The following is a 20,212-nucleotide window of genomic DNA, read 5'->3' as shown; positions in this document are numbered from 1 at the left end:
GCCGGGGCCGCACGCACCCCGGCCGCACGCACCGCACATCCATCGACCGACAGCCCGGGACCGTACGTGACCCGGCGCCTTCACACACCGGCAATGAGTGGACGTGGCCCCCGCAGGGTGGCTCCGACACGGGGGAGGAACGAAGAAGTGCTCGGCGAAAGCAGGGTGCCGGGGGAGATCCCGCTGTCCTACGCACAGCTCGCGCTGTGGTTCAACGATCGCCTCCAGGACGGCGACGCCTCCTACAACATGCCGGTGGCACTGCGCCTGAGGGGCCCCCTCGACGCCGAGGCCCTGCGCACCGCCCTGGCCGACGTCATGGCGCGCCACGCGGCGCTGCGCACCGTCTTCCCCGACCACGACGGCACGCCCCGTCAGCAGGTCCTCGCCCCCGGTGACTTCACGCTCCCCTTCACGGTGACCGACGCGACCGAGGGCGACCTGCCGGCACTCATCGGCGCGGCCTGCCGCGAATGCTTCGACCTCGCCCTCGAACCACCCATACGCATGCGGGTGTTCGTCCTCGGTCCCGAAGACCACCTGGTGCTGATGGTCCAGCACCACATCGCCGGTGACGGCTGGTCGATGGCCCCTCTGGGCCGTGACCTGAGCACTGCGTACGTGGCACGCGCCGAGGGGCGCGCACCCGAGTGGACGCCGCTCCCGGCCGACTTCACCTCGCACGCGCTCGAACAGCACGAGAGCCTCGGCAGTCTCGACGACCCCGACAGCGGCATCAGCCGCCAGCTCGCGTACTGGAAAGAGGCGCTGGCCGGCCTGCCGGACTGCCTGGATCTGCCCGCCGACCGGCCACGGCCCGCCGTCATGTCCCACGAGGGGGACTACTTCCCCTGGGAGTTCCCCACCGACCTCCACCGCGACCTGCTGGCCCTCGCCCGCACCTGCCGCGTCAGCCTCTTCATGGTGGTGCAGGCGGCGCTGGCGACCGTACTGACCCGGTCCGGGGCCGGCACCGACATCCCCCTCGCCAGTCCCACCGCGGGACGCGGGGACTCCCGCTACGACGACGTGGTCGGCTACTTCGTCAATCCGCTGGTCCTGCGCATGGACACCTCGGGCGACCCCACGTTCCGGGAGCTGCTCAAGCGGGTGCGCCGGACCGACCTGCAGGGCTTCTCGCACCAGGAGATGCCGATCGAGCGGCTGATCACGGCGCTCAACCCGCCGCGCTCCCTCGCCTGGCACCCCCTGTTCCAGGTCATGCTCGCCTTCCAGAACCTCCCCGAGGCGAGCCTCTCCCTGCCCGGCGTCACCTGCGAGGTCGTGGAGGCGGACCCGGGCGGCGCCAAGTTCGATCTGTCGTTCAACGTCATGGAACGCAAGGACGCCGAAGGCGGCCCGGCCGGACTGACCTGCTTCGTCGAGTACAGCAGCGATCTGTTCGAACGGGAGGGCGCCGAGGCGCTGATGCGACGGCTCACGCTCCTGCTGGAGAGCGTCGTACGCGACCCCGACCAGGCAATCGGCGACATCGACCTGCTCACGGGCGACGATCTGGACGCGATCCGCACCCTGTGGCGCGGCCCCGAACTCGCCGTTCCCGCCGAGAGCTACCACCAGGCGTTCGAGGACCGGGCGGCGGCCGACCCGGACGCGCCGGCCCTGGTCGCCGGCAGCACCCGGCTCACCTTCGGAGAGCTCAACGCCCGCGCCAACAGACTCGCCCGCGAACTGGTCCGGCGGGGCGCGGCGCCCGAACGCCACGTCCTCCTGCTGCTGGACCGCGAAGCCGACGTGGTCGTGTCCGTCCTCGCGGTGCTCAAGTCCGGCGCCGCCGTCGTTCCCCTCGCCGCCGGCATCCCCGCCGAACGGCTCGCCGTCATCAGCGCCGCCACCCGGCCCGTGTGCGTGCTCACCACCGGGCGGACCGCCCGCCGGCTGCCCGACTCCACGCCGGTGCTCGCCCTCGACGAGCCGCAGGAGCGGGAGCGCGTCGCGTCGCACCCCTCGACCGACCTCACGGACGCCGACCGGGCCGGTGTCACGAGTCCGTCCGACCCCGCCTACGTCATCCACACCTCCGGCTCGACCGGCACGCCCAAGGGCGTGGTCGTGGAACACGCCGCCCTCGCACACCTGGCGCACCACCACCGCGTCCGTCAGGTCCGCCGGCACGCCCCGGAGGGCAGCCCGCGCGTCAACCTCGCACTGGTCGCCTCTCTCACCTTCGACACCGCCTGGGACTCCTTCTTCTGGCTGCTCGACGGGCACTGCATGCACCTCCTCGCGGACGAGGTGCGTCTGGACCCCGAGGCCCTGGTCGCCTACGTGCGGCGCGAGCGCATCGAGTTCCTCGACCTCACCCCGACGTACACACAGGCGCTGCTGACCGCCGGCCTGCTCGACGAGGGCGACCACCACCGCCCCCGTGCCGTCATGCTGGGCGGCGAAGCCGTCGGACCCGAGCTCTGGAACCGGCTCGCCGACGTCCCCGGCACCAAGGTCCAGAACTACTACGGGCCCACGGAGTTCACCGTCGACGCGCTCGCCTGCGACCTCGACGACAGCCCCACCCCGGTCATCGGCCGCCCGCTCGACAACACCCGCGCCTACGTCCTCGACGAGCGGCTGCGCCCCGCACCCCTGGGCGTACCCGGCGAGCTCTACCTCGCCGGCCCCCAGCTCGCCCGCGGCTACCTGGGCGCCCCCGCCCTCACCGCCGAGCGGTTCGTCGCCGACCCGTACGGGTCGCCCGGATCCCGCATGTACCGCACCGGCGACCTCGCCCGGCTGCGCCGCGACGGCCGGGTCGAGTACCTCGGCCGGGCCGACGAGCAGGTCAAGATCCGCGGCTTCCGTATCGAACCCGGCGAGATCGAGGCCGTGCTGGCCCGCCATCCCGGTGTCGCGCAGGCTGCCGTGGTCGTCCGCGGCGAGGACTCGGACGAACCGTTCCTCGCGGCCTACGTCGTCCCGGCCGCCGAACCGCCGGCCGCCGCCGCGCTCCGCGACCACCTGGCCGCGCACCTGCCCGACTACATGCTGCCCGCGGCCTTCGCCCACCTGGACCGGCTGCCGCTCACCAGCAGCGGCAAACTGGATCGGCGCGCCCTGCCCGAACCGGACCTGCGCGTCTCCGGCGCGGCCGGCCGACGCCCCGCCGACGCCCGCGAGGCGACCCTCTGCGAGATCTTCGCCGATGTGCTGAGGGTGGTGGAGGTCGGCCCGGACGACGACTTCTTCCGCCTGGGCGGCCACTCCCTGCTCGCCATGCGCCTGGTCAGCCGCGTCCGGACGGTCACCGGAGCCGAACTGCCCATCCGGACGGTCTTCGAGGCGCGCACACCGGCCGGCCTGGCCCGGCTTCTCGGCGCCACCGGCCGGCGGCCCGTGCTGGCGGCGGCCGAACGCCCCGCGGAGATCCCGCTCTCGTACGCGCAGCGCCGGCTGTGGTTCCTCCAGCGCCTGGAGACCGACAGCGCCGCCTACCACATCCCGTTGCCCCTACGGCTCGACGGCCCGCTGGACATCGGCGCGCTGGGCGCGGCCCTGCACGACGTCGTCCTCAGGCACGAGGCGCTGCGGACCGTGTTCCCCGACCGGGAGGGCGTGCCCTACCAGAGGGTCCTGGGCCCCGAGGAACTGCCGCCGCTGCTGGACATGGTCCCCCTGGCCGCGGCTCGCGCCGAGGGCGAGGCACTGGAGGAGGAACTGCGGTCCGCGGCCTCCATCCCGTTCGACCTGGCGAGCCGTCCGCCCCTGCGGGCCCGGCTGTACCTCCTCGGACCCGGCCGTCACATCCTCCTGCTGACCGTGCATCACATCGCCTGCGACGGCTGGTCCGTCGGTCCGCTCGCCGCCGATCTGAGCGTGGCGTACCGGTCCCGCGCCGAAGGGCGCGAGCCAGGCTGGACGCCGCTGCCGGTGCAGTACGGCGACTACACCCTGTGGCAGAACCGGCTCCTCGGGGAGGCCCGCACCCCGGGCAGCCTCGCGGCCGAGCAGTGGGACCACTGGAGCAAGACGCTCGACGGCCTCCCCGACGAGGTGCCGCTCCCGGTCGACCGGCGCCGCACCCCCGAGACCGGGCACGAGGGCCGCACGGTCCCCGTCCGCGTGGACGCCGGCGTCCACCGTGCGCTCGCCGGGCTCGCCCGCGAGAGCGGCGTCAGCCTCTTCATGACCGTCCAGGCGGCCCTGGCCGCCCTCCTCACCCGGCTGGGCGCCGGGACGGACATCCCGTTGGGTACGCCGGTGGCCGGCCGTACCGACGAGGGCCTCGACCGGCTGGTCGGCTTCTTCGTCAACACGCTGGTCCTGCGCACCAGCACGGAGGGCGACCCGACCTTCCGGGAACTCGTGCACAGGGTGCGGGACGCGGACATCGCCGCCTACGCCCACCAGGACCTGCCCTTCGAGCAGTTGGTGGACCTCGCCAACCCGGAGCGGCAGCCCGGGCGCCATCCGCTGTTCCAGGTGGCCCTCGTGGTGGACCACGGGGCCGACATCGCCCTGGACATACCGGGGGTCACGACCGAGCGGCTCACCGTCCAGCTCGCGCCGGCGAAGTTCGACCTCACGGTCACGCTGGCGGTCGAGAGCACCGCCGACGGCGCCGAGGGACCGCTCACCGGCACGATCGAGTACCGCACCGACCTGTTCGACGAGTCCACCGTCGTGGCCGTCGCCGACCGGCTCACGCGGCTGCTCACCGCCGCCGCGGACGACCCGGACCGGCGCATCGGACGGATCGACCTGCTCTCCGACCACGAGCGGCGCCTCCTCGCCGAGTGGAACGACACCCGCCGGGACCTGGAACCCACCACGCTCGCCGCGTCCGTCGCCGAGCAGATGGCACGGACGCCGGACGCCACCGCGCTCGTCGACCAGGGCCGTACGGTGACGTTCGCCGAGCTCGACGGGCTGGTCGGGGCGCTGGCCGGGCGACTCGCCGCGCGCGGCGTCGGCCCGGGATCGGTGGTCGCCGTCGCCGTGCCCCGCTCCCTCGACCTGGTCGTGGCCGTGTGCGCGGTGCACCGCGCGGGCGGCGCCTACGTGCCCCTCGACCCCGACTACCCCGCCGACCGGCTGGCGTTCATGCTCGAGGACTCCCGGCCCACCGCCGTGATCGCCACCCCGGAGGAGGCCGAGAAGCTCCGTGTGCCGGAGGGCGTGGGCCTCCTCGCGCCGCACGACCCGGCGGACACCGGCCGCGGGGCCGCGGTGGGACCGGACCCCGCCGACCCGGCCTACGTCATCTACACCTCGGGCTCCACCGGCCGGCCCAAGGGCGTGGTGGTCCCGCACAGCGCCGTGACCAACCGCCTGCGCTGGGGCCAGGAGCAGTACCTGCTGACGCCCGACGACCGGGTGCTGCACAAGACGCCGTCGAGCTTCGACGTGTCGGTGTGGGAGATCTTCTGGCCGCTCGGAACCGGTGCCACCCTGGTCGTGGCCCGGCCGGAGGGCCACCGCGACCCGGCCTACCTGTGCGAGCTGATCCGCCAGGAGCGGGTCACCGTCGCGCAGTTCGTGCCCTCCATGCTGGACGCGTTCCTCCAGCACCCCGACGCCGGCCGGTGCGACTCGCTGCGTCTGGTCATCGTCGGCGGCGAGGCCCTGACGACGGCCACCGCGCGCCGGTTCCACCAGGTGCTGCCGGGCGTCCGGCTGGTCGACCAGTACGGTCCGACCGAGGCGGCGATCGAGGTGACCGCCTGGACCTGCCGTCCGGAGGACGACGACGGCCGCCCCGTACCCATCGGACGGCCGGTGTGGAACACACGCGTCCACATCCTCGACGGCGAACTCCAGCCGGTCCCGCCGGGGGTTGCCGGAGAGCTGTACCTGGACGGTGCGCAGCTGGCCCGGGGCTACCTCGGACGCCCCGCGCTCACCGCGGAGAGGTTCGTGGCCAACCCGTACGGCGAGCCCGGATCCCGCATGTACCGCACGGGCGACATGGCCCGCTGGCGTTCCGACGGAGCCGTCGAGTACCTGGGCCGGGTCGACGGACAGGTCAAGGTCCGCGGGTTCCGCATCGAGCTCGGCGAGATCGAGGCGGCCCTGGGGGAGCACCCGGCCGTCGCGGTGGGGATCGTCATGATCCGGCAGGACAAGGGCTCCCCCCGGATCGTCGCCTACGTGGTACCGGTGGCGGGCGCGGCCGCCCCCACCGTCGAGGAGCTTCGAGAGCACCTGCGCAGCCGGCTTCCCGAGCACATGGTGCCCACCGGTTACGTCACGCTCGACAGCCTGCCGGTCACGGCCAACGGCAAGCTGGACCGCGCCGCGCTGCCCGAGCCCGCCGCCCCGGCCGCCCGGGACGAGCAGGCCCCGCGGGAACCGGCCACACCCCTGGAAGCGGCCCTGACCGCCCTGTTCGCCGAGGTCCTCGACCTCCCGAAGGCCGGTCCCGACGACGACTTCTTCCTGCTGGGCGGACACTCGCTCATGATGGTCCGGCTCGTCGAACGCATCCGCGCCGAACTCGGCGTGGAACTGCCGATCCGCACCCTCTTCGACAACCCGTCACCGAGCGCGCTCGCGCACCGGATCGCGCGGGAGCCGGGCGTGGAGGCCCGGCTCACCACCGGTGCGGCGCCCTGGGAGCCGGTGCTGCCGCTGCGCGCCCAGGGCACCCGTCCGCCGCTGTTCTGCGTCCACCCGGTCGTCGGCGACGGTTTCGGCTACGTGGGGCTGCTGCGTTCCCTGGGCCCGGACCAGCCCGTGTACGCGCTCCAGGGCACCGGCCCGGCGAACGGGCGGTGGCGGCCGGCCACGATGGGCGGACTCGCCGCCGAGTACGTGTCCCGCGTCCTGGAGATCCAGCCTAAGGGGCCGTACCGGCTCCTCGGCTGGTCGTTCGGCGGCGTGCTGATCCACGAGATGGCGGTGCAGCTGCGGGAACGCGGTGAGCGGGTCGAACTGCTGGCGATGCTGGACAGCGTCCCGCCCAACGAGCACGACCGGCGGGCGCACGCGGACGCGGTCGGCGAGGCCGACGTCATCCGGGCCCTGCTCGACGCGGTGGGCGCGCCGCCGGAGGAGATCGCCGCCGTGGACGGTGGCCGGGTGCCCGAGCCGGAGGAGCTGCTGAGACTGCTCGCCCCGGCCCTCGGGGCCTCGGCGCCCGCCGACCCCGCGGCGCTGGACGCTCTGATCGACACCTGCCGCTACCACGGCGAACTCATGGTCCGCTGGGTGCCGCGGGTGTACGACGGAGACCTGCTCAGCTTCACCGCGACGGCCGAGGCGCGGCGGGCCGGCACGGTGGGGCGGGCGACGGCCGCCGAGCTGTGGGGTCCGTACGTGACGGGACCGGTGGTGGACCACCCCGTCGACGCCCAGCATCTCCAGCTCGTCGAGCCCGGGCACATCGACTTCATCGGCAGGGTCGTCGCCGGCGAACTGGCGCGCCGGGACGACCGATGACCCCGGCAGAGCCCGGGCCCGCCGGGGCGCGTACGCGCCCCGGCGGCGGCAGCCGCCCGGACGCCCCCAAGGCGTCCGGGCGGGTGGCGACCGCCTCAGCCCGTGGTCGGCGCCGCGTGCTCCCGCACCACGGCGGCGATCTCGGCCATGACCTCCGCCGACTCGGTGTGCAGGAAGAAGTGGTCACCGGGGAGGACCCGGTGGCGGAATCCGTCGGCCGTCATCGCCCGCCATCCGGTGATCCACTCCGGACCCGCCAGCCGGTCGTCCGCTCCTCCCAGGGCCACCACCGGGCAGGGGAGCACGGTCGGCCGAACGTCGGTCATGTACCGGGCCAGCAGCCCGAGATCGGCCCGGATCACCGGCAGCAGCATCTCCAGCAGTTCCCGGTGCTCCAGGATCTCGGCGGGTGTGCCCCCCAGTTCGATGACCCCGCGCAGCAGTTCCTCGTCGCTCCGGTCGTGCAGCGGCAGGGCGACCGGGGCGCCCGGCGGACGGCAGCCGGACACCACGACGGCACGGGGCAGCGGCCGGCCGCCCTCCGCCGCCAGGCGACGCGTCGTCTCGTAGGCGATCTGGGCGCCCATGCTGTGTCCCAGGAGCAGGAACCTCTCTTCTTCCGGGCGCTCGGCCAGCATCGTGAGGAGGCCGTCGACGACCTCGTCCATGGAGGCGAGCAGGGGCTCGCGCAGGCGGGTGCCCCGGCCGGGCAGCTCCACGGGGACGAACTCCAGCCCCGCCGGCACCTCCCGGGACCGCGACCAGGCAAGGTACGAACCGGCCGAGCCGCCGGCGTGCGGGAGGCAGTAGACACGGACGGCTTCCGCTCCGCCGTCCGTGCCGGGGGCGGCGTCCCAAGGTGTCCATCGGTTCCGTGTCACTGCATTCTGCCCTTCTGTCCTCAAGGATTTCCGTGCGGGCCCGCAGCCCGCGGGTCGACCCTATTCGGGAATTCGCGCGGCAGCCAGCTCGGACGGACCGTCAAAACTGCTGCTGTGCGGTCCTGCTGAAAAGTTTTCATTGACCCCGCTCTGTTTCGTGGGATAGCGTCGACCTGCATCTGGTGTGGTGCAGGTGTGAAACGGGGATCTTTCAACGTGTGCGGAATAGTGGGTGCTTTCTCCCTCGGTGGAGCGCATCCGATCGATAGCCAAGTCATTTCGCGAATGACGTCCGAGCTAATTCACCGGGGCCCGGACGACCAGGGGTTCTATACCAGTAACGGTATTGCGCTGGGTTTTCGCAGACTTGCTCTGAACGACCTGGAGCGAGGTAATCAGCCGCATTTCTCGGAGGACCGCACCCTGGTCTCCGTCTGCAACGGCGAGATCTACAACCACCGGCGGCTGCGGGAGTCGCTGAGAGTCGCGGGCCACCGGTTCCGTACCGAGTGCGACACCGAGGTGCTCGTCCACCTGTACCGCGAGCACGGCACCGGTCTCACCGCCCACCTCGACGGCCAGTTCGCCTTCGCCTTGCACGACGTTTCCGCCGGACGCCTGCTGCTCGCCCGCGACCACGCGGGAATCGTGCCCCTCTTCTACACGGTCGTGGACGGACTGCTCCTCTTCGCTTCGGAGATCAAGGCCATCCTGCGCCACCCGGCGGTGAGCCCCCGGGTCGACCTCCGCGGCCTCGACCAGATCCTCAGCCTCCCGGGGCTCGTCAGTCCGCGCACCATGTTCGAGGGCATCAAGGCCCTGCGGCCCGGGGAGCGGCTGGTCGCGGACTCGTCCGGGGTGACCACGCAGCGCTACTGGGACCTGGACTACCCGACCGCCGACGCCCTGGAACCGGTGGACGACGGTGCCCTCGACGCCGAACTCACGCGCGCCGCGGGCCACATGACGACGCTCCTGGACGACGCCGTGCGCGACCGGCTGGTCGCCGACGTTCCCGTGGGCCTCTACCTCAGCGGCGGGCTCGACTCCAGCCTCATCGCCGCGCTCGCGGTGGACTCCCGGCCGGGTCACGCCTGGCCGAGCTACTCCGCGGTCTTCCCCGACCACGACTTCGACGAAAGTCCCCACCAGCGGCTGGTCGCCGCCACGCTGGGAACCCGCCACCACGAGGTGCCGGTCCGGCACGGCGATCTCGCGGCCCGCCTGACCGCCATGGTGCGCCACGCCGAAACGCCCGTCCGCGAGTCGTACAACGTCTGCTCGATGATGCTGTCCCGCGCGGTGCGCGCCGACGGCACCGTCGCCGTGCTCACGGGGGAGGGCGCCGACGAGCTCTTCGGCGGCTACCCCGGCTACCGCTACGACGCCGCCGGGCTCGGAGACGGCCGGCTCAGCGGCCTCGACGCCGAACTGGAACGGGAGATCCGGCACCGGATGTGGGGCGTCGACCTCGGGTACGAGACCGACCACCTCGTCGCGCAGGAGTTCCGCCGCGACCTGTACTCCGACGATCTCGCCGGTTCCTTCGACGAGTTCACCGTCACCTCGCAGCGCCTGGTCGACGCCGAGCGGCTGCGTGGCCGGCACCCTCTGCACCAGCGCTCCTACCTTGACTTCCACCTCCGTCTCGCCGACCACCTCCTCGGTGACCACGGCGACCGGATGGCCCTCGCCAACTCCGTCGAACTGCGCTTCCCGTTCCTGGGCCGCCGGGTCGTCGACCACGCCACCTCGCTGCACCCGGCCCTGATGGTGGCCGGCGGGGCGGAGAAGGCCGTGCTGCGGCGGGTCGCCGAGGGACGCGTGCCCGGCGAGGTGCTGGCCCGCCCCAAGTTCGGCTTCCGCGGTCAGACCAGCAGTCACCTGCTCGGCGGCGGCGCCGACTGGTTCGAGGAGCTGCTCTCCCCGTCGCTGGTACGCAAGCAGGGCTACTTCAACCCCGACACCGTGGCCGCGCTCGTCCGCCACCAGCGGGACCAGGGCGGCCACGTGCACGCCCACCTCGACACGGACTACCTGATGGTCATCGCGACATTCGCCCTCTTCGTCGAGGAGTTCGGCCTGCCGTGTCTCGGATGACCCACCCCGCCGCCCCCGGCGGCCAGACCACCCCCGAGACCCGGCCGTACGGCGTTCCGGCGCCACTGCCCCTGATCGGAATCGTCGGCGGCATGGGCCCCCTGGCCTCCACCGAACTGCTGCGCACCGTCTACCAGACCGGGGACGGGCGCTGCGAACAGGAGACGCCGCGGGTGCTGCTGTGGTCCGACCCCGCCGTGGTCGACCGCACCGAGGCCATCGGCACCGGCGACCTCGAACCGCTGTACCGGGCCGTCGAGAACGCCGTGCGCGGCCTGGTGACCGCCGGGGCCGAGCGGGTCGTCGTCGCCTGCGTCACGGCGCACAGGGTGCTCGGTGACCTGCCGCCCGAACTCCTCGCGCGCTGCGTGTCCCTGGTGGACGTCGTCCACGAGGAACTCGTCCGCACCGCGCGGCCACACCTCCTGCTGTGCACCAAGGGCACCGCTCAGGCGGGCATCCTCACCTCCGGTCCGTTCGCGGAGCGGGCGGTGCGCCACCTCGTCATGCTCCGGCCGGACGACCAGGAGGCGCTGCACCGCGAGGTCTACCGCGTCAAGCGCGGCGGGGACCCGCTCCGCGCCGCCGACTTCCTCCGCGAAACCCTGCCCCGCTACGGGGTGCGGCGCTTCGTCGCCGCCTGCACCGAACTCCACCTGGTCACCAGGGCCATCGCCGCCACGGGTCGGTCGGACGAGTTCCCCGCCATCGACCCGCTGACGGTCGTGGCCCAACGGATCAAGAACGGAGAGCTGTGAGCCACACCACGATCCTGGACCGCTGGGCCGACCATGTCGAGCGGGACGGACAGGCGCCCGCCGTCTCCACTCCCGACCGGGAGTGGAGCCGCGGCGAACTCGCCCGGTACGCCGGCGGACTGAGGGCCCAACTCGCCGAGGACGACGAGCGGGGGCCGGTCCTCATCGCCTGCGCCGAGCCCGTCCCGGTCATCGCGGCCATCCTGACCTGCGTCGCCACCGGCCGGACCTTCGCCCCCGTCGACATCCGGCAGCCGGAGGCGCGCTGGGCCGCCCTGCTGGAGGACCTGCGCCCGGCGGTCGTTGTCACCGACCGGGCCGGAGGCGCTGCCCTCGCCCCCCACCACGGCCTCCTCACCGGCACGCGGGTCGTCGACGCCGACGCCGTCGAGCCCGGTCACTGGCGTGCGGCGGACTGGCGGGGACTCGACGTACCCGACGCGGGATACGTCTACTTCACCTCGGGCACCACCGGACGCCCCAAGGGCATCAAGGGCAGCCTCCGCGCCGTCGAGCACTTCCTCGACTGGGAGACCGCCGAATTCGGGATCACCGACGGCACCCGGGTCTCCCTGCTCACCTCACCCGGCTTCGACGCGTTCCTGCGCGACGCGCTCGTTCCGCTGCGCTCCGGTGGCAGCGTCCGGGCCGCCGGCCCCGGCACCGTACCCGTCGCCGCCACCCTCGCCGAGTGGCTGGAGAAGCAGCGGGTCGAGGTGCTGCACTGCGTGCCCACCGTCTTCCGCACCCTGCGGGCCGCCGGCCTGACCTCCGGCTCCCTGCCCCGGCTCAGAACCGTCCTGCTCGCCGGCGAGCCGGTCCGGCCCGCCGACGTGGCCTGGTGGCGCGGCCTGTTCGGTGACGACAAGGCACTGGTCAACCTCTACGGACCGTCCGAGACCACCATGACCAAGGTCTTCCGGCGCCTCGGCGCCGAGGACGCCGAGGCCGGGACGGTACCCGCGGGCCTCCCGCTGCCCGGCGTGGACGTCCGGGTCCTCGCCGCGGGCACACCCGTCACCGGCACCATCGGCGAGATCGAGATCCGCACGCCCTTTCCGCTCGGCGGCTATCTCGACGGCCGGCCCGGCGGGTTCACCGGCGCCCACGGCTACCGCACGGGCGACCTCGGCCGGCTGCGGCCCGACGGCGTCCTGGAGGTCCTCGGCCGCCGCGACCAGCAGGTCAAGGTCAACGGCGTACGCGTCGAACTGGGCGAGATCGAGGACACGCTGCGCCGCCACCCCGGGGTCCGCGACGTGTGCGCCGCAGCCGTGGCCGAGGCGGACGCCGACCCCGTCCTCGTCGCCTACGTCGTCACCGACGACTCCACGACGGACGAGGAACTGCGCGCCCACGCCGAGACCGGTCTCGTCCCCGGCTGCCGCCCCTCCCTCTACATCCGGCTCGCCGCCGTCCCCCGCACCCTGAACGGCAAGGCCGACCGCCGGGCCCTGCCGTTGCCGTCGGCCGTACGGGCCCGCGCCACCGAGGACGGGCCCAGGGACGACACGGAGGCGCGGATCGCCGGGGTGTGGTGCGAGCTGCTGCACCTGTCGGACGTCGGCCGCCACGACGACTTCACCCTGCTCGGCGGCGACTCCCTGGCCATCGCCCGTCTGCTGGACCGGCTGCGCTCGCTGTTCGGCGTGGACGTCTCCCTGCGGACCTTCGTCGACGACCCCACCGTTTCCGGTCTCGCCGCCGCCGTGACCTCCCGGAGCAGCCGATGAGCCCCGCCACCGTACCGCTCAGGCCCGAACGCGGCCGCGCGCCGCTCTCCTACGCCCAGCGCTCGATCTGGCGCGCCGAGCAACTGGTCCCCGGCAGCGCCCTGCACAACGAGACCGCCGCGTTCCGCCTCGACGGCCCCGTGGACGCCGACGCCCTGGAACGGGCCCTGACCGCCCTCGGCGCCCGCCACGAGGCGATGCGCTGCGCCGTCGTGGCGGACGCCGACGGTGAACCGTGGCAGCACTTCGCGGACCGCGTCCGGCCCGCGGTCGAGCTGACCGACCTCGCTCACCTGCCCGAGCGGCGGCGCGAGGAACGCCTCGCGGAACTCGTCGCCCGGGCGGTGGCGGCGCCGTTCGACCCGGCCCGGCCGCCGCTGATGCGCACCTGCCTGTACCGGCTGGGCGAGGACCGGCACCTGCTGCTCTTCGTCGCCCACCACATCGTCGTCGACGCCTGGGCGTTCGGAGTCTTCCTCGAGGAGCTCGCCGCCCAGTACGCCGCCGAGACCGGCGGCCCGTCCGTCGAAGGAGCGGCCCCCGGCCGCGACTTCGGGGACTACGCGGCCTGGCAGCGCAGCGACCCCGCCGCCGCGCACGGCCTCGACCACTGGCGCGAGCGGCTCGGCGGGGAACTCCCGGTGCTGCGCCTGCCCACCGACGGACCCGGCGCCCACGGCCCGGCCGACGCCATCGCCGGAGCCGTCCACCGCTTCGTCATCCCCGCCGACGTCGTCGCCCGGCTCGCCTCCGTGGCCCGGACCCGGCTCGCGACCCTGCCCGCCGCCGTGCTCACCGCGTTCTGCGCCGTCGCCCAGCGCTACACGGGCCAGGACGATCTCGTCGTCGGCATGCCCGTCGCGACCCGCAACCGACCCGCCCTGGGCGCCATGATCGGCCCGCTGCTCAACATCGTGGCCCACCGCGTCGATCTCTCCGGTGATCCCGCCTTCGACGAAGCCCTGAGCCGCACCCGGCAGCACCTCAAGAGCGATCTCGCGCACCGGGACACCCCGTTCGACCTGGTCGTCGAGGATCTCGCCCCGAAGAGCGGAGGCCGGTCCTCGCTCTTCCAGCTCATGTACGCCTTCCACAGCGGACCGACCACCACCCTGCGCCTGCCGGGCGTCGAGACCACGCCCGCCCCGGCGCACAGCGGCACCGCGAAGTACGACCTCTCGCTGTTCCTGCGGCCCAGGCCGTCCGGAGACCTCGACGCCGAGCTGGAGTACCGCACCGCGCTGCTCTCCCCGCAGACCGTCCAGGGCATCGCGGAGGGTCTGCTGTGTCTGCTGGAGGCAGCCGTCGCGGAGCCCGGCCGACGCCTCTGCGAGCTGCCCGTCATGACGGCCGCGCAGAGCCGGCGCGTCCTGACGGGGTTCAACGCCTCCGACCGGACCCGGCCCGACTGGTCCACCGTCCCCGAGGCGCTGCGCGCCCAGGCGGTCCGGTCCGCAGACGCGCCCGCCGTCGTCCACGGCGACGAGACCCTCACCCGCGCGGAGCTGGACGCCGCCGCCGACCGCGTCGCCGCGCGCCTGACCGCCCGCTGCTCCGTCCGGCCCGGCGACCGGGTCGCGCTGCTGGTGCCGCGCGACGCCGGGCTCGTCCCGCTCGTCGTCGGACTGTGGCGGGCCGGAGCCGTCCTCGTCCCGCTCGACGAGACCATGCCCGACGAACGCATGCGATACGTCCTGGAGGACAGCGGGGCCCGGCTGATCGTCACCGGGCCGGCCGCCCACGCGACGTCGGCCCACGCCGTGCCGAGCGCGGACGCGGCGGAACTGCTGGCCGTGGCCTCCGGCGACGACGACCCCGCGACCGTGGTGCCCGTCCCGTTCCCGGACGGCCCCGCCGCCGACTCGCTCGCCTATCTGATGTACACCTCCGGCTCCACCGGCCGGCCGAAGGGCGTGGCGGTACCGCACGACCGCGTCGCCAATCTGCTGCACAGCGTCGTCCGCGAGCCGGGCCTGCGCGAGGACGACGTCCTGGTCGCCGTCACCTCCCTCACCTTCGACATCTCGGTGCTCGAACTCTTCGCCCCGCTCGTCGCGGGGGCCCGGGTCGTGATCGCGTCGCACGCCACGGTCCGCGACCCGGACGGGCTCGGCACCCTGCTGAACCGTGCCGGCGCCACCGTCATGCAGGCCACGCCCTCCCTGTGGCGCGCCCTGCTCGACGGAGGCTGGCCGGGCCGGGAAACGCTGCGGGTGCTCAGTGGCGGCGAGCCCCTCGACCCCGCGCTGGCCGAGCGGCTCCTGGACCGGTGTGCCGAACTGTGGAACCTGTACGGCCCCACCGAGACCACCATCTGGTCGACGGCCGGGCGCGTCCTGCCGGGGGAGCCGGTCACCGCCGGGCTTCCCGTGGCCCGCACCTACTGCCACATCCTCGACCGGCACGGCCGGCCGGTACCCGTCGGCGCCACCGGTGAACTGGTCATCGGAGGGGCGGGGGTCACCGCCGGCTACTGGAACCGGCCCGATCTCACGGCCGCCGCGTTCGTCCCCGACCCGGTGGGCGCGGACCCGCTGGGCCGCGACGACGCCCCGGTCTACCGGACCGGCGACCTGGCACGCTATCTGCCGGACGGCCGGATCGTCGTACTCGGCCGGGCCGACCAGCAGGTCAAGATCCTCGGCCACCGTGTCGAACTCGGTGAGATCGAGGCCCTGCTGACGCGCCACCCGAGGGTGCGGGCCGCCGCCGTCGTGGTCGACGGGGAACGCCCCGTGACGCCCCGGCTGGTCGCGTTCGTCGTGCCCGAGCACCCCGCCGGGGACACGAACGCCCTCGGCGCGGAACTCCGCCGGCACCTGCGTACCCTGCTCCCGCCCGCGGTCGTGCCCTCCGTCGTCGCCCCGCTCGACGAGCTTCCGCTCAACACCAGCGGCAAGGTGGACCGCCCCGCCCTGACCGCAGCGGCCCGCGCCCTCTCCGACACGGCGGCCACCGCCGAACGGGTCGGGCCCGCCACCGACGCCGAACGAACCGTCATCGCCCTCTGGACCGACCTGCTGGGCATGGCCCCCGGCACGCCGGGGGTCACCGACGACTTCTTCCTCTCCGGGGGCAACTCCATCGTCGCCACCCGGCTGCTCGGCCGTGTCCGCGACGCACTCGGACACGCGCCGTCCCTCGCGGACTTCTACGCCGACCCCACCCCGCGCGGCCTGGCCACCCGACCGCCGGCCGGGACGGAGCCGGCCGGGACCCCGCAGGCGTCCCCGGCCCCGGCCCCCGCGCCGGAAGCCCCCGTGCCCCTGACCGACCAGCAGCGGCAACTGTGGCTCACCCAGCGCCTCGCGCCCGAGTCCGCCGCGTACAACCTGGCGGCGGCCGTGCGTCTCGACCGCCCGGTCGACACCGACGCCCTCACCCGGGCCCTGCGCGAACTCGTCACCCGCCACCCGGTGCTGGCGACCCGCTGCCACCTCGCCGACGAGGGCCCCGTCCTCGTCCGCCTGCCCGCCGACTCCGTCCGCCTCACCGTGCTCGACGCGCCGGAAGGGACCGGCGGCAGCGACACCACCCGGGCGTGGCTGGACTCCGTCACCGCCGGTGAAGCCGTACGCCCCTTCGACCTGGCCGAAGGACCGCTGCTGCGGGTCACCCTTCTGCGCGCCGCCGGCACCTCCGTCCTGCTGTTCACCGCCCATCACATCGCCGTCGACGGCTGGTCGATCACCGTGGCCGTCCGCGAACTCGCGGCGCTGCACGCCCTGCACACCGGAGCGGGAACCCCGCTGCCGCCCCCAGCCCGGGAGTTCCTCGGGTACGCCGCCGCCGCGGCCGGCCCCGCCGCCGTGGCGCTCCGCGACGCGCAGCTCGCCTACTGGCGCACCCGCCTGGACGGCCACCCCGGGGTCCTCGACCTGCCGGCCGACCCCGACGCCGGTGCGTGGCCGCCGGGGGGCGGGGAGACCGTGCCCGTCGTCCTGCCGCCGGCCCTCACCGCCCGGCTGCGGGCCACCGCCGCCCGGCTGCGTGTCACCCCCTTCTCCGTGCTGCTCACCGTCTACGCGTCCCTGCTGGGCCGCTGGGCCGGCACCGACGACGTCATCGTCGGCGTGCCCGTCGCCAACCGGGGTGCGCCGGAGCTGGAGGGCCTGGTCGGTTCCCTCGTCAACAGCCTGCCGGTCCGCGTCGACCTCACCGGGAGCCAGTCGTTCGCGGAGCTCACCCGCCGGACGGGACGGCGGCTCGCCGCCGACCTCGACCGGCCGCTGGTACCGCTCGACCGGCTCGTGGACGACCTCGGCGTGGTGCGCGACCCCGGGCGGCCCGCCCTCGCCCAGGCCACTTTCGTGCTCCAGGAGGCACTGCCGGAGTCGATCCGGCTCGGCGAAGCCACCGGAGAGCTGCGGCCCGTTCCGACCCGCACCGCCAAGTACGACCTGACCCTCGCCCTGGAGGAGCACGCCGACCGTATGGAGGGCGTGCTGGAGTACGCCTCCGGAAGGTTCACCCGGGCGTCGGCGGCCCGCTTCGGACGCCACCTGGAGACCCTGCTGAGCGCGGCGCTCGACGACCCCGACGCCGATGCCGCGCTCGCCCCGCTCGACCCGGCGGGCGAGGAGACACCGTCGCCCCGGCCGGCCCGTCCCGCCGGCGCCGCGCGCGCGGAGTACGCCGGTCCCGTCCACGAACTGTTCCGCGCACAGGCGGCGGAGCGGCCCGACGCGGTCGCCGTCCGTCATGACGGACAGAGCGTCACCTACGCGGGACTCGACGCCTGGAGCGACCGGATCGCCGCGCGGCTGCTCCGCCTCGGCGCGGCGCCGGGCCGGTTCGTCTCCGTCCTGCTGCCCACCGGCACGGCGCAGACAGCGGCGGTCCTGGCCGTGGCCAAGACGGGGGCCGCCTTCGCCGTCCTCGACCCCGAGAGCCCCGAACTGCGGCTGCGGGCCGTGCTCGCGGACGCCGAGCCGCTGTGCGTGCTGGCCGACGAGCGCTGCCTGGCCGGCCTGCCCGGACTGTGGGACCGCCCGGCCGGCCGCTTCGCCGGCGTGCCCGTCGAGCCGCTCCCGTCCGGTGCGCAGGACACCGGTGCGCATCCGCCGGTACCCTCCGCGGCGGTCACCGGAGACGACGCCCTCTGCCTGGTGTACACCTCCGGATCCACCGGGACCCCCAAGGGCATCGCACTGCCGCACGCGGCGCTCACGCAGTTCGCCGACTGGCAGGGAGAACGTTTCGGCATCGGCCTCCACAGCCGCGTCGCCCAGTGGGCGCCGTTCACCTACGACGCCGCCTACACGGAGGTGTTCGCGGCCCTCTGCCACGGCGCGACCCTGTGCGTACCCCCGGACGAGACCCGCCGGGACCCGGTGGCCATGGCCGCCTGGCTCGCGGCCGAGCGGATCACCCAGATCCAGACCGTGCCCGGCTTCTTCGCCGTGCTCACCGAGGCGCTGGACCGAGGCGGGGCCGAACTGCCCCATCTGGAACACGTCCTCCTCGCGGGCGAGGTACTGCCGCCCTCGCTCGCCGCCGCCTGGGCCGACCGGACCGTCCGGCCCCGGCTGCACAACCTCTACGGGCCCACCGAGTGTGTACTCGCCACCCACCGCGAACTGGCGCCGGGGGAGGAGTTCACGCCCTCCGTGCCCATCGGCCGGCCCATCGCGGGCCGGGAGGCCCTCGTGCTCGACCACCGCGGCCGGCCCTGCCCGGTCGGCGTGGTGGGTGAGATCCACCTGCGCAGCGACTTCCTCGCCGGTGCCTACCACCGCAGGCCCGACGAGAGCGCCAAGGCCTACGTACCCGACCCGTGGCGGCCCGGCGGCACGCTGTACCGCACCGGGGACCTCGGCCGGTTCCTGCCCGACGGCGAACTCGCCTTCACCGGCCGCACCGGCAGCCTGGTGAAGATCCGCGGCAACCGCGTCGAACTGGAGGAGATCGAGGCACTCCTGCAGACCCACCCGTCGGTCCGCGAGGCCGCCGCGGCCCTGCACGGCACCCCCGCCGCACCGCGGCTCCTCGGATACGCGGTCGCGGACGGCGCCGTCACCGGGGACGACCTCCGCGCCCACCTCGCCGAACGGCTGCCCGCCTCGGTCGTGCCCGAGAGCGTCGTGCTGCTGGACGCGCTGCCCCGCACCCGCACCAACAAGCGGGACCGCGCCCGGCTCCCCGCCCCGTCCACGAACGTCCCGGACACCGCGGCACCGCCACGCGAAGGGCCCGAGCAACTCGTCGCCGAGGCGTGGCGGCTGGTGCTGGGCACCGACCGGCCCGTCGGCCGCCACACCAACTTCTTCGAAGCGGGCGGCAACTCACTGCTGGCGGCCCGGCTCCAGCTGGACCTCGGCCGCCGCCTGGGCCGAGAGGTGAGGCTGGTGGACATCTTCGCCCGGCCCACGATCGCCGAGTTCGTCGCCGGCCTGCGGACCGACACGGCGGACGGAGCGCCGCACGCCCCCCGCCACGGCGGGCCCGCCACTCCCGTCGACGACGTCGCCGCGCGCGCCGGACGCCGACGGGCCGCCGTCCGGGCCCGGGCCCGCGACCGGGCCGACCACCTCGACATACCGACAGGGAGAGACTGACATGGACGTGCAGAGCGTGATGACGGAGCTGCGGAACGCGGTGGGCTCCGAAGGACTCGACCGGGTCGAGGAGTGCCTGGCCATCCTGGTCGGCGAGCGGACGCCCGCATACCTCCACGACGACCAGGAACCCACCCGCCTCTTCTTCCCCGGGATCAGCGCCCTTCCGTGGCACGACACCGCGGCACAGCCCTGGACGGCCGGCATGGAGGCCGCCTACGAGGACATCAAGGCGGAGTTCCTCGCCCTGCGCGAGGCGGAGGCCCGGTTCGCCCCCTACGAGGACCTCTACACCAAGGAACTCGGCTGGCAGGGCTGGGACACCTACCAGATCTACCGCGACGGCGCCTGGCGCGACGAGGCCCGGGAGCGCTGCCCGAAGACCTGCGAGGCGCTCGGGGCGACCCCGCACGGCCCGCGCGACGGCATGTTCACCGTCCTGAACCCCGGTGTCCACATCACGCCGCACACGGGCGGCGTGAACCTGCTGCTCACCGCCCACCTGCCGCTGATCGTCCCGCCGGGCTGCGCCATCAAGGTCGGCGACGACGAGCGGGGCTGGGAGGAGGGCAAGGTCATCCTCTTCGACGACAGCTTCATCCACGAGGCGTGGAACCGGGGCACCCAGCAGCGCGCCGTCCTGCTGTGGGACGTCTGGCACCCGGAGCTCACCGCCACCGAAGTCCGGGCCCTCGAACACCTGATGCCCCGCTTCCAGCGCTACCTGATGGCGGTCTGACCCCCGGCCGGACCACGCCGCCACCCCCACTCGCCCGCCGACACGCAGG

At 74.0% G+C, this 20,212-nt stretch carries 7 protein-coding genes; 6 read left to right on the top strand and 1 reads right to left on the bottom strand.

Features of this window, described 5'->3' with window-relative positions:
• Nucleotides 1–147: 147 nt before the first annotated feature.
• Nucleotides 148–7,395: an amino acid adenylation domain-containing protein gene (locus tag ACWCPN_RS30125; protein ID WP_451212457.1), complete on the top strand. Its 7,248-nt coding sequence runs from the start codon at nucleotides 148–150 to the stop codon at nucleotides 7,393–7,395.
• Between the two features lie 95 nt (nucleotides 7,396–7,490).
• Here ACWCPN_RS30125 and ACWCPN_RS30120 read toward each other — a convergent pair whose 3' ends face one another.
• Nucleotides 7,491–8,276, bottom strand: a complete 786-nt coding sequence (locus ACWCPN_RS30120; RefSeq protein WP_392401073.1) for a thioesterase II family protein — start codon at nucleotides 8,274–8,276, stop codon at nucleotides 7,491–7,493.
• A 195-nt stretch (nucleotides 8,277–8,471) separates the two neighbouring features.
• On the opposite strand from ACWCPN_RS30120, the gene asnB reads away from it, so the two are divergent.
• From asnB to ACWCPN_RS30095, 5 genes are read left to right on the top strand one after another with little or no spacing between them, the layout of a single operon-like run.
• Nucleotides 8,472–10,376: an asparagine synthase (glutamine-hydrolyzing) gene (gene asnB / locus ACWCPN_RS30115; RefSeq protein WP_451212453.1), complete on the top strand. Its 1,905-nt coding sequence runs from the start codon at nucleotides 8,472–8,474 to the stop codon at nucleotides 10,374–10,376.
• Nucleotides 10,373–11,134: an aspartate/glutamate racemase family protein gene (locus ACWCPN_RS30110; RefSeq protein ID WP_451212615.1), complete on the top strand. Its 762-nt coding sequence runs from the start codon at nucleotides 10,373–10,375 to the stop codon at nucleotides 11,132–11,134. Before asnB ends, ACWCPN_RS30110 begins: the two co-directional genes overlap by 4 nt.
• A complete protein-coding gene (locus ACWCPN_RS30105; protein WP_451212450.1) occupies nucleotides 11,131–12,867 on the top strand; it encodes a non-ribosomal peptide synthetase in 1,737 nt (578 codons plus the stop codon). The genes ACWCPN_RS30110 and ACWCPN_RS30105 overlap by 4 nt, the downstream gene beginning before the upstream one ends.
• Complete coding sequence (locus ACWCPN_RS30100; RefSeq protein ID WP_451212447.1) at nucleotides 12,864–19,424, top strand: amino acid adenylation domain-containing protein; 6,561 nt, start codon at nucleotides 12,864–12,866, stop codon at nucleotides 19,422–19,424. Before ACWCPN_RS30105 ends, ACWCPN_RS30100 begins: the two co-directional genes overlap by 4 nt.
• A 1-nt stretch (nucleotide 19,425) precedes the next feature.
• Entirely contained in the window at nucleotides 19,426–20,163 is a 738-nt protein-coding gene (locus tag ACWCPN_RS30095) for an aspartyl/asparaginyl beta-hydroxylase domain-containing protein (protein ID WP_451212444.1), read from the top strand.
• Nucleotides 20,164–20,212: the final 49 nt, after the last annotated feature.

Source organism: Streptomyces sp. NPDC002386 (genome assembly GCF_053593175.1).
Note: the sequence above shows the minus strand (reverse complement) of the source record. Positions and strands in the feature narration are given on the sequence as shown.